Source organism: Nocardiopsis listeri (assembly GCF_020741345.1).
Lineage (GTDB): Bacteria > Actinomycetota > Actinomycetes > Streptosporangiales > Streptosporangiaceae > Nocardiopsis > Nocardiopsis listeri_A.
In genome coordinates this window covers 1-13,555 of sequence record NZ_DYZD01000064.1, presented here as the reverse complement: position 1 = coordinate 13,555, position 13,555 = coordinate 1, and the positions used below count along the sequence as shown (strand labels likewise).

16 protein-coding genes are annotated in these 13,555 nt (G+C 69.0%); 10 read left to right on the top strand and 6 right to left on the bottom strand.

Translation table 11 applies throughout. The features are described 5' to 3' along the window. From K8V84_RS04235 to K8V84_RS04225, 3 genes are all read right to left on the bottom strand, one after another. The coding region (locus K8V84_RS04235; protein ID WP_304070598.1) for a M17 family peptidase N-terminal domain-containing protein at positions 1–710 on the bottom strand (710 nt) is incomplete at its 3' end. A 271-nt stretch (positions 711–981) separates the two neighbouring features. Continuing rightward, the gene (locus K8V84_RS04230) at positions 982–1,764 is read right to left on the bottom strand and encodes an adenosylcobinamide-GDP ribazoletransferase (protein WP_304070600.1); all 783 of its coding nucleotides are present in this window, start codon (positions 1,762–1,764) and stop codon (positions 982–984) included. Positions 1,765–1,769: 5 nt separating this feature from the next. Next, a complete protein-coding gene (locus K8V84_RS04225) occupies positions 1,770–2,762 on the bottom strand; it encodes a bifunctional adenosylcobinamide kinase/adenosylcobinamide-phosphate guanylyltransferase (protein WP_304070597.1) in 993 nt (330 codons plus the stop codon). A 207-nt stretch (positions 2,763–2,969) separates the two neighbouring features. On the opposite strand from K8V84_RS04225, the gene K8V84_RS04220 reads away from it, so the two are divergent. Then, a complete protein-coding gene (locus K8V84_RS04220) occupies positions 2,970–3,179 on the top strand; it encodes a hypothetical protein (protein WP_304070595.1) in 210 nt (69 codons plus the stop codon). 65 nt (positions 3,180–3,244) lie between these two features. Here the strand turns inward: K8V84_RS04220 and K8V84_RS04215 are convergent, their stop codons facing one another. Next, entirely contained in the window at positions 3,245–4,249 is a 1,005-nt protein-coding gene (locus tag K8V84_RS04215; protein ID WP_304070592.1) for an aldo/keto reductase family protein, read from the bottom strand. Between the two features lie 161 nt (positions 4,250–4,410). Next, a complete protein-coding gene (locus K8V84_RS04210; protein WP_304070589.1) occupies positions 4,411–5,082 on the bottom strand; it encodes a DUF3043 domain-containing protein in 672 nt (223 codons plus the stop codon). Positions 5,083–5,178: 96 nt separating this feature from the next. On the opposite strand from K8V84_RS04210, the gene K8V84_RS04205 reads away from it, so the two are divergent. The 7 genes from K8V84_RS04205 to rpsD all read left to right on the top strand — a co-directional run bounded on the left by K8V84_RS04205 (position 5,179) and on the right by rpsD (position 10,923). Next, complete coding sequence (locus tag K8V84_RS04205) at positions 5,179–5,943, top strand: PspA/IM30 family protein (RefSeq protein ID WP_304070587.1); 765 nt, start codon at positions 5,179–5,181, stop codon at positions 5,941–5,943. Then, on the top strand, positions 5,940–6,218 hold the full coding sequence (locus K8V84_RS04200; RefSeq protein WP_304070585.1) for a hypothetical protein: 279 nt from the start codon (positions 5,940–5,942) through the stop codon (positions 6,216–6,218). Before K8V84_RS04205 ends, K8V84_RS04200 begins: the two co-directional genes overlap by 4 nt. A 267-nt stretch (positions 6,219–6,485) precedes the next feature. Next, a complete protein-coding gene (gene htpX / locus K8V84_RS04195) occupies positions 6,486–7,412 on the top strand; it encodes a zinc metalloprotease HtpX (protein ID WP_304070583.1) in 927 nt (308 codons plus the stop codon). Positions 7,413–7,462: 50 nt separating this feature from the next. Continuing rightward, the gene (locus tag K8V84_RS04190) at positions 7,463–8,068 is read left to right on the top strand and encodes a hypothetical protein (protein WP_304070581.1); all 606 of its coding nucleotides are present in this window, start codon (positions 7,463–7,465) and stop codon (positions 8,066–8,068) included. 277 nt (positions 8,069–8,345) lie between these two features. Beyond that, on the top strand, positions 8,346–8,696 hold the full coding sequence (locus tag K8V84_RS04185; RefSeq protein ID WP_304070579.1) for an iron-sulfur cluster assembly accessory protein: 351 nt from the start codon (positions 8,346–8,348) through the stop codon (positions 8,694–8,696). 303 nt (positions 8,697–8,999) lie between these two features. Continuing rightward, entirely contained in the window at positions 9,000–9,971 is a 972-nt protein-coding gene (locus K8V84_RS04180; protein WP_304070576.1) for a carbohydrate kinase family protein, read from the top strand. A gap of 340 nt (positions 9,972–10,311) precedes the next feature. Then, the gene (rpsD, locus tag K8V84_RS04175) at positions 10,312–10,923 is read left to right on the top strand and encodes a 30S ribosomal protein S4 (protein WP_304070575.1); all 612 of its coding nucleotides are present in this window, start codon (positions 10,312–10,314) and stop codon (positions 10,921–10,923) included. A 228-nt stretch (positions 10,924–11,151) separates the two neighbouring features. On the opposite strand, the gene K8V84_RS04170 is transcribed toward rpsD, so the two are convergent. After that, positions 11,152–11,403, bottom strand: a complete 252-nt coding sequence (locus K8V84_RS04170) for a sulfurtransferase TusA family protein (RefSeq protein WP_304070574.1) — start codon at positions 11,401–11,403, stop codon at positions 11,152–11,154. A gap of 537 nt (positions 11,404–11,940) precedes the next feature. Between K8V84_RS04170 and coxB the strand changes: the two genes are divergently transcribed. Together coxB and K8V84_RS04160 are read left to right on the top strand one after the other, a co-directional pair. After that, positions 11,941–12,756 carry a cytochrome c oxidase subunit II gene (gene coxB, locus K8V84_RS04165; RefSeq protein ID WP_304070599.1) on the top strand — a complete coding sequence of 272 codons (816 nt, stop codon included), beginning with the start codon at positions 11,941–11,943 and terminating at the stop codon, positions 12,754–12,756. Beyond that, the coding region (locus K8V84_RS04160) for a cbb3-type cytochrome c oxidase subunit I (RefSeq protein ID WP_304070573.1) at positions 12,756–13,555 on the top strand (800 nt) is incomplete at its 3' end. The genes coxB and K8V84_RS04160, both read left to right, overlap by 1 nt.

Here is a 13,555-nt window from a genome sequence, read left to right as displayed (position 1 = left end):
CCGCCGTAGCCGCCCTCGGACAGGGCCTGCTCGTCGAGGACCTCGATCTCCAGGTTCGCCTGCTGGGCGATGTCCTGGGCCGCGGCGGCCAGGTCCTCGGGGACCAGGTCGGCCGGGGCGGTGTTGACGAGGTCGCGGGTGTAGGAGACGGCTTCGGCCAGGACCGCGGCGCGCTCGATGGCGGCCTCGGCGCCGGAGGCCTCACTGACCAGGGTCAGTGTGGCCTCGGCGTTCTTGGTCGCCTTCTTCTGGGCGGCCTCGGTGGTGCGGTAACGGTCGAAGGCGTAGGCGCCGAGCCGGGCGCCCAGGGCCACGGCGCCGACCTGGTCGGCGGTGGTCGCGGGCAGGGCCAGCACGACACGGCCCGCGCCTTCGGGGCGCGAGCTCAGAGAACGCAGCGCGGCACCGGCCGCGCGGGACAGTACGTCGGAGTCGACGGGACCGTCGGTGGGCGCCGGGCCGAGACCGACCGCGACGACGACCGGGGCCTTGACGGCTCCGAGGGAGGCAAGAGTGTGCACCTCCTCAGGGGCGCCGCTCGCTCCCAGGAGCGACAGGGTCGTGCCGAGGCCGCCGGAGAAGGCGGCGTCGACGGAATGAGCGCCCGACGCGGGCTCCGGGGCGTCGCCTCCGGAGTGATAACCGACGACAACCGCGTCGGCGTCGAGCGAACTGGGGGACTCCGTGTTTACTGACAACGTCGTGCTCACGTCCTTGATGCTAGTCCTCTCACGGGCCCGGCGGCGACGTGGCGCCCCGCGTCGCCGCGGCTCTGACACGGCGTTCCGCGGCCCGGCGCGTCGCGAGCCGTCCCCCGGTGGGCCGGATCCCTCCCGCGCGATGTGGGCGCCTTTGGTCACTTTCCGGGGGTGTCGCACGGGATCGGCGGCGCCGCGGTTCGTTGCCCCGGTGAAGTCCCGCCGAAACTCCGTGTGAATAAATGTGATCATGGCTACATCGGTCACCTCGCGGGTGCACCGATCAGGCCAGAGCGGCCGCCACCAGCAGCGCCGTCGTCGCCGCGGTCTCCACCAAGGCCCCCAGAACGTCACCGGTGATCCCGCCCAGCCGACGCACCGCGTGCCACAACAAGCCGCCGGCCACGACGACCCCCGCCGCGGCACCGGCCGCACAGGCGAGCGCGAACCCGGGGGAGTGGACCACCCCGAGGGCGCACAGAGCGAGCACACCCGTGGAGATCACGACCGCCATGGGAGCGCCGACCGTGCCCGCGACGAACGCGCCCAACCCGTCCGGGCGGGCCGAGGGAACCCGACGCAGGCACGCGAGCGTCGCGGCCGCCCGTCCCACGGCCCCGGCCGTCGTCGCGCCCACCACCGCCGCCCAGACGGAGACCTCCGCCAGCTGCGCCAGGGCCAGCGCCTGCGCGCCGACCGTCACCAGCAGGGTCAGCACACCGAAGGGTCCGATGTCGGAGCGCCGCATCACCTCCAGGGCCTCCGCGGCGGGCCGACCACTGCCCAGACCGTCGGCCAAATCGGCGAGGCCGTCCAGGTGCAGCCCACGGGTGAGCAGGGCGCCGGCGCCCACCGCCAGGAGCGCGGCCAGCGGAGCCGACCAACCCAGCCACGTACCGAAACCGGCCACGGTCCCGATCACCGCGCCCAGCAGGGCGCCCAGGACGGGGGCCCACGACATCGCCCGGCCGGCCACCGCGCGGTCCACCCGATCGACGCGCACCGGCCACACGGTGAAGGTGCCCACCGCCATGCGCAGCCCCGCCACGGTGTCCCCGTCGCCCATCCGGCTCACCAGAGCTCCACCACACGACCGGCCGCGGCCAGGACGACCTCCTCGGACTCGGCGCCGACCCACTGGTTGAGCAGCCCCAGCCGGTCTCGGAAGAGTCGCCCGGAGCGGGTCGCCGGAACCACGCCCGAGCCGACCTCGTTGGTCACCGCCACCACGTACGCCCGGGTGGAGCGCCAGGCCTCCAACAGCTCCTCGATGGCCGCGTCCACGTGGGCCTCGGCGCCCGGGGGAGGGTTCTCCTCCCATAGCCCGCTCCGGTCCATCACCGCCGTCAGCCAGGTCCCCAGACAGTCGACCAGCACCGCGCCCCGCCGTTCGCGCAGCAGGTCGGCCAGTTCGGTGGTCTGCTCGGTCCGCCACCACCAGGGCCGACGGCTGATGTGCAGGGCGATCCGCTCGGCCCATTCGGGGTCGGTCGCGGCGTCGGGGATCGGACCGGTTGCGGCGTACACGACCTTCGGTTCGGCCAGCAACCGGAGTTCGGCCTCGGTCGACTTGCCGGACCGGGCACCACCGGTCACCAGGGTCCGGTGCGGACCGCGTGGTCGGGGCTCGGGCCACACCGACGGCGGGCACGTCATCGTCGTGCCGTCGGTCGGCACCAGGGCGCCCCACAAGCGGGCCCGGCGGGTGAACTCGCGGGGCGAACGGATCCGATGGTCGCCACCGACCGCAACCACCGCCGTGGTCACCCCGATCACACCCGAGCGGCGCAGCTCGCCGATCACCTCCGGGCGCTGCGCGGCGTCGACGATGACCATGTCCACCTGGTTCTCGGAGGCCGAGGTGTAGGCCGAAGCGCCGTCCGGAAGTTCCTCCGCCGGCGGCCCGCCGGGTTGTATCCCCGGTCCGGAACGGGCGTACAGAAGCCGACCGCCGTCGGGCGCCTCCACCCGGACCCCCTCGGGGGTGGGCGTGACCGTGTAGTCGGGCGGCACCGGGCCGACGGTCCCGCACTCACGGAGGCGGAACCGGTCGTCGACGGTCACCCTCAGCGGAAGGCGACGGTCCGAACGAGCCTTGTTGCAGGACGAACAGGTGCATTGAGGCGCGGGCCAGCCCGCGGGTCCCGCTGTCCCCAGAAATCGGATACGCACCTGGAAAAGTAAACCGCATCTCGGGCCGGGCCTTGGTTAAGCTCGGCACAGGATCGCGGTGACGACCACCGTGGTGTCGGCGACGAAGGGCGGTCGAACATGGAGTGGACGTGGCGGTACCACGGGGCGGACGGCGCACCGGTGGAGGCGAGGGACGTGCCGGCCGAGACGTTCACCTCGCGTGGCGACGCCGAGAGCTGGCTGGGCGAGAACTGGTCCGAGCTGGCGGAGGAGGGCGTGGGCACCGTCGCCCTGCTGGAGGACGATCGCGAGGTCTACACGATGCCCCTCACCGGCGACGAGGACTGACCCCCAGGAGACGAGAGGGGCCCGATCGCGTCGGCGACCGGGCCCCTTCGTGGTGTTCCGCGCCCTTAGCCGCGGATGTTCTCCGGGCTCTTGGTGAGCGCGGGGTCGGTCTGGACGCTGTCACCCAGGACCTCGTCGATACGGGTCATGAGCGAGGCGTCGAGCTTCACGCCGGCGGCCTTGACGTTGCTCTCCACCTGCTCGGGGCGGGAGGCGCCGATGATCGCGGCGGACACGTTCCGGTTCTGCAGCACCCAGGCCACGGCCAGCTGCGACAGGGACAGACCGGCCTCGGCGGCCAGCGGCTCCAGCCCCTGCACCCGCTCCAACAGCTCCTGGTCGGAGACCTTGTCGGCGAGGGACCCGCCGACCTTGTCGTCGGCGGCGCGCGAACCGGCCGGCAGTTCCCGGCCCGGCTTGTACTTGCCGGTGAGGATGCCGCCGGCGATCGGCGACCACACGATCTGACCGAGGCCCTCGCGCTCGGAGAGCGGCACGATCTCGGCCTCGATGGGACGCCAGAGCATGTTGTACTGCGGCTGGTTGGAGACGATCCGGTCGAAGCCCATCTCGTCGGCGATCTTCAGGGCCCGCTCGATCTCCTCGGCACGCCACTCGGAGACACCGACGTAGAGGGCCTTGCCCTGACGGACCAGGTCCTCGAAGGCCCGCATGGTCTCTTCGAGCGGGGTGGTGTAGTCGAACCGGTGCGCCTGGTACAGGTCCAGGTAGTCCGTCCCCAGACGGCGCAGGGAGTCCTCGCAGCCGCGGACGATGTGCTTGCGGGACAGGCCCTTGTCGTTCTTGCCCTCACCCATGGGCCAGAAGACCTTGGAGAAGATCTCCAACCCGTCGCGCCGCTCGCCCTTCAGGGCGCGCCCGAGCACCTCTTCGGCCTTGCCCTGGGCGTAGACGTCGGCGGTGTCGAAGGTGGTGATGCCCGCGTCGAGTGCGGCGCGGACACAGGAGGTGGCGGTGTCCTCCTCGACCTGGGATCCGTGGGTGAGCCAGTTCCCGTACGCGATCTCGCTGATGATGAGACCGCTGTTGCCCAAATGCCGAAATTCCATGCCAGAACTCTAGTGGTGCGGCCCGGGGGTGGCCACAACCGGCCCCACCGCGCCTGGGAACGCTCCCGGGCGCGGTCGTGGGAAGGGGCGGTGAAAAGGAAGGAGGACCGGTGCGCGCACCGGTCCTCGGGTCTTCGGGATGACGGGGATGGAGTGGGCGCTCAGCGTGCGCTCTTCGGGGTGGGGTCCTCGCCGACCTTGAGCCTGGGCTTGGGCAGGCGTAGCCGACGGAACTGCAACTGACGCATGGCGGCGTACATGCCGATGCCGCGAAGCAGGTCGTCGTTGGGGAAGTATTGAGCGGCGCGCTTCTTCACGGTGCGACCCACGAAGACGCCCTCGGCGATGATCGTGACCATCATCAGCGGCCAGATCACGTACGCCACACCCACCTGGAAGGCGGGGTTGTTCACGAAGAGCAGCAGGATGACCAGGATGGAGAACGGAAGGAAGAACTCGCTGGCGCTGCGGCGTGAATCGATGAAGTCACGCGCGTAGGCACGGGCCGGGCTCAGGTCCTGCGGCCGGTAGTACCGGGCGTCCTCACCCTTCGGTGCGCCGGGAACGGAACGCGTGACGCCCTTGGAACGTTGGCGATCCAGACGGTCCCGGTAGGCGCGGTAGGCCTCCTTCCGTGTCTCGGGGGCCTTCACCGGCCGGCGCGGGACCGATTCGGATTCCCTGCGCTTGGGGGTGGGCACACCCTTCTTGGGGGTATATCCCTTAGGTTGGGTGGCCTCAGAGGCCTCAGGGCTGGCGGATTCGGCTGAGGCCGAATCCGTGGCTGCGGAAGCGGAGCGACGTCGGAACACACCCTCAGGGTAGCCGGTCATAGCTTTATGGCGACCGCGGGCCAGACCGCGTAGGGTTGGGCAAAGCGCCCGCTGGGAACTGCCGATGTACGCAGCGAGAAGGGGACGGCCACGCCGATGAGCGTGTTTCAGCGACTTTCGATGATCTTCAAGTCGAAGGCCAACAAGGCCTTGGACTCTGTCGAGGACCCAAGGGAAACCCTCGACTACTCGTACCAGAAACAACTCGAGCTCCTGCAGAAGGTGCGCCGCGGCGTCGCCGACGTCGCGACCTCCCGCAAGCGCGTCGAGCTCCAGATCCAGCAGCTCGAACAGCAGTCGGACAAGCTGCAGAACCAGGGCAAAGCGGCGCTGGGTCAGGGCCGTGAGGACCTCGCTCGCGAAGCGCTCACCCGCCGCTCCGGTCTGACCAGCCAGATCGAGGGTCTGCGCGAGCAGCACGCCAATCTTCAGGGCGAGGAGCAAAAGCTCACGATGGCCGCCCAGCGCCTGCAGGCGAAGGTCGACGCCTTCCGCACGCGCAAGGAGACCATCAAGGCGACCTACACCGCCGCCCAGGCCCAGACGCAGATCAGTGAGGCGTTCTCGGGCATCTCCGAGGAGATGGGCGACGTCGGCATGGCCGTGCAGCGCGCGGAGGACAAGACCGCCGAGATGCAGGCCCGTGCCGGTGCGGTGGACGAGCTGCTGGCATCCGGTGCCCTCGACGACGTCACGGGTACCGGTCCGCGTGACGACATCCAGAGCGAGCTGGACCGCATGGCCAGCACCAGCGGTGTCGACGCCGAGCTCGAGCGGATGAAGCTCGAACTGGGCGGCGGCAGCGGTGGTTCCGCTCCGCAGCAGATCGAGGGTGGTAACGGTAGCCGGGAGGGCCAGTGATCGTCCGCATCATGGGTGAGGGCCAGGTGGACCTCACCGACGCCGACCTCGACGTGCTCAACTCCTTCGACGCCGCTCTGGAGGCCGCGATCGAGTCGGGCGACGAGAAGAAGTTCCGCAAGGCCCTGAACGACCTCCTGACGAAGGTGCGGGAGGACAGCAGGCCCCTGCCGGCGGACTCCCTGGAGCCCTCCCAGTTCATCCTGCCGCACGCCGACGCGAGCATGGACGAGGTCCGCAAGATGCTGCAGGACGACGGGCTCATCCCCGGATAACGGACGCGCACGTGTGTCCTCGGGGGATTCACCACCACCGTCCAGGTGAGCCCCACACCGACGACGCGGATCGGACCGGTTCCCTTCCGGTCCCGCCCGCGCCCAGTGCCTTCGCGCGCGTTCTCCACCACGGCCGCCGTGACCCGTCACGGCGGCCGTGGTGTTTCTCGGCGACACCGGAGGGACGAACACGCGCTGGTTCCGCTTTAACCCCTTTCTCACCTGGCCGAACTACACTCCGGAACACACACCGTGGAGGGGAAAGTCGTGGCTGGTTCGAAGTTCCGTCCGGACCGGGGGCTGACGGCCCGCATGGTCACGACCATGTTCCTCCTGATCCTGGTCTACGTGGCGTTCATCGTGGGGCTGGTGTTGGCCGGACTCAACGTCTGGCTGGTGCTGATCCTGGTCGGCGCGTTCGCGCTGTTCTCCTACTTCTCCTCCGACAAGATCGCCATGTTCTCCATGGGCGCCAAGGAGGTCACCCCCGAGCAGGCCCCCGACCTGCACGCCCTGGTCGACCGACTGTGCGCCATGGCCGACATGTCCAAGCCCAGGGTCGGCATCGCCGACACCGACGTGCCCAACGCCTTCGCCACCGGCCACAGCGAGAAGTCCGCGGTCATCTGCGTGACCACCGGGTTGATGCGCCGTCTCGACGGTCCCGAGCTGGAGGCCGTCATCGCCCATGAGCTCTCCCACATCGCGCACCGCGACGTCATGGTCATGACCATCGCCGGATTCCTGGGCATCGTCGCCGGGTTCCTCACCCAGGCCGGCCTGCGCTTCGCCATGTTCGCCGGGGCGGGCGGCGGCCGGGGCAACAACAACGGTCCCGCGCCCGCCGTCATCGCCCTGCTCGTGGTTCTGGTCAGCGCCATCGCCTGGGCGCTGAGTTTCCTGCTCACCCGTGCCCTGTCCCGCTACCGGGAACTGTCCGCCGACCGTGCCGCGGCCTACCTCACCGGACGTCCCTCGATGCTGGGCAGCGCGCTGTCGAAGATCACCGGCGACATGGCCGCCATCCCCACCCGGGACCTGCGTCAGGTCGAGCCGTTCAACGCCTTCTTCTTCGCCCCGGCCTTCTCGAAGAAGGGATTCAGCATGAGTCAGCTGATCGCCACCCACCCGCCGGTCGAACAGCGGCTGGCCCAACTCTCCGACATCTCCCGCCAACTCGGCCGCGGCGCCTGAGACGGGGTCCTCGTTCGGAGGACCGGGGCCGGGACACAGAGAGGACTCCCATGAGTTTTTGGCGCGCACTGCTGGGACGGTCGAAGCCGGCCGAACCCGATCTCGACGCGCTCTTCGGTCTGCCCACCGCGGCGCTGACCCTACGAGCCGGGGTGGGCCTGACACCCACCGGCAGCGGTTCGGTGGCCTTCCGGGCCGCGGAGGGCGCCGCCTTCGCCGACGTCGAACGCGACGTCACCGACCTGCTCAACGCCGACGACGGTCCGCCCGTGGAACAGACCACCGACGACTACGGCTACACGTGGCTGGTGGTGCGCGGCGCCTCCACCTCGGAGGGGGAGAGCGGTGACGCGCTCGCCGAAACCGACATCACCGGGCTGGTCACCGACCTGCACGCGGTCAACTCCACCCTGGAGGTCAACGGCTACGGTCCCTCGTTGCTCTGCTCGCTGGTGGGCTTCACCGACGGATCCGGTCGTTCGGTGGGCCTGGTGTACCTGTACAAGCGGGGCACCTTCTACCCCTTCGCGCCCGCGGGCGGCAAACGCCGGGACAACGCCCTGGAACTCCAAGTGGAGTCGGCGATCGGCGACGACCTGCCGATGGAGAAGGACCGGTCCCGCTGGTTCCCCGTGTACGGGGCGCCGGGGCTCTGACCCCGGCCGACGACGGCCCGGTGGGACCTTCGGAAGATGGCATAGGAGCGCGGTCCGGCTTACCCTGGTACCTACGGGCAGGCCCGTACGTCGCCCAGGTCACACGCACATCGTGGGGCCCGGTGGTGACAGGGCGAACACAGCGGCCGAACGGTGGAATGCCTCATCGGTCCCCGGTGTTTGGACCCGTTGAAGAGGACAGGACCCACGGGCCCTGCCTCGCGAGCGACCGGGGTCGCCAGGCGGCCGCAACCCCTTTTCAGAGGAGCTTTACGACATGACGGTTCAGACCGAGGACACCGCGCAGGGAGTCATCCTCACCGACGAGGCGGCCGACAAGGTGCGGTCTCTGCTCGACCAGGAGGGCCGCGACGACCTGCGCCTTCGCGTGGGTGTGCAGCCCGGTGGTTGCTCGGGGCTGCGCTACCAGCTCTACTTCGACGAGCGCGACCTCGACGGTGACATCATCACCGACTTCAGCGGGGTCGAGGTCGTCACCGACCGCAAGAGCGCCGCCTACCTCACCGGGGCGACCATCGACTTCGTCGACACGATCGAGAAGCAGGGCTTCACCATCGACAACCCGATGGCCACCGGTTCCTGCGCCTGCGGCGACTCGTTCAACTAAGCGCCCCCGCCGGCGCTTCGGCCCACCCGTCGCCCGCCGCCCTCAACGGACGGCCTGGCGGCCGACGGTCCTCCTTACCTTCGGACATCCCGGTGGCCCGGAACCAAGTCGATGGGGAGGGTGGACGCGCGTCCGCGTCCACCCTCCCTTTCCGGTTTCCGGGAGTCGGAAAAGGGGTCGGGAAGGCTATTCGGCCCGTGCGGTGGGTACCCTTGGCAGGTCCGAACGGGCGCGTGCCCGTGGCGGCTCGGTCGGCTCGCCCCGAGCGCCGAACCCTCTTGCCTACCAAGGAGCCCACCTCCCGTGCGTATCGCGGTTGCCGGATCCATCGCCACCGACCACCTGATGTCCTTCGAGGGTCGGTTCGCCGAGCAGATCATCCCCGAGCAGATCCAGCAGTTGTCCCTGTCCTTCCTGATCGACGAGCTGGACGTGCGCCGCGGTGGCGTCGCGGCCAACATCTGCTTCGGTCTGGGCGCCTTCGGCCTGAACCCCGTCCTGGTCGGCGCGGCCGGACAGGACTTCGAGGAGTACCGCTCCTGGTTGGACCGCCACGGAGTCGACACCTCCTCCGTGCTCATCTCCGAGCTGCGCCACACCGCGCGCTTCGTGTGCACCACCGACCGCGACCAGAACCAGATCGCCTCGTTCTACGCCGGAGCCATGGCCGAGGCCCGCAACATCGAGATCCAGCCGATCTCCGACCGGCTCGGCGGACTCGACCTGGTCCTCATCGGCGCGGACGACCCGGCCGCGATGGTCCGCCACAGCGAGGAGTGCCGTACCCGCGGCATCCCCTTCGCGGCCGACCCCTCCCAGCAGCTCGCCCGGATGGAGGGCCCCGAGGTGCGCACCCTCATCAAGGGCGCGGACCTGTTGTTCTCCAACGAGTACGAGAAGGCCCTGGCCGAGCAGAAGACCGGCTGGTCCGACGAGCAGATCCTCAACGAGGTCGGTACCCGCATCACGACCCTGGGCGCCAAGGGTGCCCGCATCGACCGCCAGGGCGAGGAGAGCATCCACGTCGAGGCGGCGGCCGTGGACGAACTGGTCGACCCCACCGGCATGGGCGACTCCTTCCGCGCCGGGTTCCTGGCCGCCCACTCCCGGGGCCTGTCCCTGGAGCGCGCCGCCCAGGTCGGCAACGCCACCGCCGTGCACTGCCTGGAGGCCGACGGCCCGCAGGAGTACAGCCTCACCTCCGAGAGCCTGCTGGAGCGGATCGAGCGCTCCTACGGCGCGGACGCCGCCGCCGAGGTCAAGCCGCACCTGTAGACGGTTTCAGCGCCGGCCCCGCCACCTCGCTCGGGGCCGGTATCGACGTGCGGGGCGCCGCCCACGGCCACGGGAACCGCGGTTCTGGTCGGGGTGGTGCTCCGGACCCCGTAAAGTGGATGGTCGCGACCCGCACAGGAAGACCTGTGCCGCCCCGGTGCGCTGAAACGCGTGCCGGTTCATTCGCCCAAGCCGTTCGCGCGGGGTCGCGCGCGACGGTGGGGAACCCGCCTTCCGTTCGCCTCGCATTCGCGGGCACGGGGCTCGGGCGCGTTCAGCGCCTCCCAGTTCTAGGCCAGCCTTACCTGGGATTCCCTGATTCACCCTGAAAGGACTATGCATGCGCTACACCGGACCGAAGGTGCGGTTGTCCCGGCGCGCCGGCACTCCGCTGACCCGTAAGGCGGTCAGCTACTTCGAGAAGCGTCCGTACCCGCCCGGTGAGCACGGTCGTCGTGTTCGTCGCAACAGCTCCGACTTCGCCGTCCGTCAGGCGGAGAAGCAGAAGGTGCGCTGGTACTACGACCTGACCGAGAAGCAGCTGCTCCGCGTCTACGAGAACGCCAAGAAGCGCGCCGCCCGTACCGGTGAGGAGATGCTCACCGAGCTCGAGCTGCGTCTGGCCACGGTCGTCCTGCGCTCGGGTCTGGCCGCGTCGATCTACGCCGCGCGTCAGTTCGTCAACCACGGCCACATCACCGTGGACGGCAAGAAGGTCGACATCCCGTCGTACCAGGTCAAGCCGGGCCAGATCATCAGCGTTCGGGAGAAGTCCCGCTCCATGGTCCCGTTCGTCGAGGCCGCCGAGGGCGTCCACGCCGACGACAAGATCGCCGGCTACCTGGCAGTGAGCCACAAGGACCTGCGCGTCGCGGTCATCGACCGCCCCAAGCGCGAGCAGATCCCGGTTCCCTTCGACGAGCAGCTCGTCGTCGAGTTCTACGCTCGCTAGGCACCTCCCGCACCGACGGGACCGGCCCCTGACGGGGTGGGCCCGCCCGCGGGAAAGGCCGCGCGGACCCCGGTCCGCGCGGCCTTCGTGTTGCCCGCCGGCCGCTTCGTCCTCGATGGGAAGAGGCCGGCGGGTGCTCCGCGCCGCATCGAAAATACCGGTCGGCGCCAATCGTTATCGCAACGGAACCGAAAGTCCCGTTCCGGTGCCGAGGACGTCTTCGGGTGGTCAGTACATCCGTCGGATGTGAAAAGCGCTACCCCGCGCCAAAGGCCGCTCCCCGACGAACTCGTGCATCTTCATCCGACACCAGGACGGTATGTCCGCGCTCGCCGCGGGATCGTCCGCGGTGACCGCGATGACCGCCCCGATGGGCACTTCGTGCAATCGGGCGGCCAACATGATGATCGGGATCGGGCACTTGCGGCCCACCGCCTCCACGGTGACCAGGGGTCGCTGTTCGGTCGGTCGCTCGGGCACGTCCACTCCCCGTCGGTCGTCGTCCTGTGTCCTTATCTTGACCTGGGCCGCTCGAAAAGGCGCACCCGGTTAAGGGTGTCGTAAACCCAGCGATACGCTCGCCTTAGTCTCGTGCCGAGAACGCGCACACCATCGCCCGCGGCGGTGATGTGCGGGAACCCGGCCGAGGGTCCGGGGGTACGCCGGGCCGCGCCTCGTAGCCAGCCGGGAGGAAGTCCCTCGGGGGCGACCTGGCCCGGCTCCGCGAAGCGGACGAGCGTTCCGGGAGGGCGCACCTGGCACAACACGCTGACCAGGTGAGCCCATGAACGGCACCTCGATCGGTTCGCGATAATGTTTCCCCCTGAAAAGCTTTGGATACTTAGGCCGCCCGTGGAGGATCCGCGGGCTTCACCGCTGGGAAGGCAATCCGTGAGTCCGACCCGCCAAAAAAATCGGCGCTCGACACTGCGCCGATGGGCACCACGCGGCGCCGCGCTCGCCGTGTTGGGGCTGGCCGCGACCGGCTGCGCGTCGAACGAGCTCACTCGTTTGGGCATGCCGGAACCGATCACCGAGCAGGCCGAGCGTGTTCTCGCGCTCTGGCAGGGCTCGTGGGTCACCGCTTTCGCGGTCGGCATTCTCGTATGGGGACTGTTCATCTGGACGATCCTCTTCCACCGCAAGCGCTCTGAGCAGTTGCCGCCGCAGGTGCGGTACAACATGCCCATCGAAGCGCTGTACACCGTGCTGCCGATCGTCGTCATCTCGGTGCTCTTCTTCTTCACCGCGCGAGACCAGGCCTACCTGCTCGAGACCGAAGAGCCCGCAGACGTCCATGTTGAGGTCGTGGCCTTCCAATGGGCCTGGCAGTTCAACTACATGGACGACACCAAGGAGAACGGTGGGGAGGTGCTCCACTCCGAGGTGGGTATCCCCAACCCGGACGGCACCGCCGACCGCTCCACCCAGCCCACTCTCGTACTGCCCGAGAACGCGATCGTCCACTTCGACCTCCACTCTCCCGACGTCATCCACTCGTTCTGGATCCCGTCGTTCGGTTTCAAGATGGACGTCGTCCCCGGACGTGACAACGCGTTCCAGGTCGACATGAACGAGGGCAGCGAGGGCACGTACGTCGGTCGTTGTGCCGAGCTGTGCGGTGTCGACCACACCCGCATGCTCTTCAACGTCGAGGTCCTGCCGCAGGACGAGTACGAGGCCTGGGCCGCCGAACAGGAACAGCAGGCCTCCGAGGAGGCCGGCGCCGAGGGTCTGGTGGAGGACTCCACCGACTCCGCCGAGGGTTCCGGGGCCGAGGGCACCGGGGCCGAAGGTTCCGGCGCCGAGGCGACCGAGGAGAATGACGAGTGATGAGTACGACGGCAACCGAGGCGACCAAGCCTCGCACCGACGATGGTCAGGCACCGTCGCGCAAGGGGTCGCTCATCGTCAACTGGATGACGTCGACCGACCACAAGATCATCGGGTACATGTACCTGATCACCTCCTTCGCCTTCTTCCTCCTCGGCGGGGTGCTGGCGGTCCTGATGCGTCTGGAGCTGTTCTCGCCGGGCATGCAGTTCATGTCCAACGAGCAGTTCAACCAGATGTTCACCATGCATGGCACGATCATGCTGCTGATGTTCGCGACCCCGCTGTTCGTCGGGTTCGCGAACGTCATGATGCCGATTCAGATCGGTTCGCCCGACGTGGCGTTCCCGAGGATGAACCTGTTCGGCTACTACCTGTTCCTCTTCGGTAGCCTCATCGCGATCAGCGGCTTCCTGACCCCGGGCGGCGCGGCCAGCTTCGGCTGGTTCGCCTACGCACCGCTGTCGGACGCGGTGCGCTCACCGGGTCTGGGCGGCGACCTGTGGATCCTGGGCCTGATCGTCTCCGGTCTGGCCACCATCCTCGGCGCGGTCAACTTCATCACCACCGCTCTGTGCATGCGCGCACCCGGTATGACGATGTTCCGCATGTCGATCTTCACCTGGAACGTGGTCCTGACCAGTGTCCTGGTGCTCATCGCCTTCCCGGTCCTGACCGGTGCCCTGATCGCCCTGGGCGCCGACCGCATGGTCGGCACCCACGTGTTCGACCCGGCGCACGGTGGTGCCATCCTGTGGCAGCACCTGTTCTGGTTCTTCGGTCACCCCGAGGTGTACAT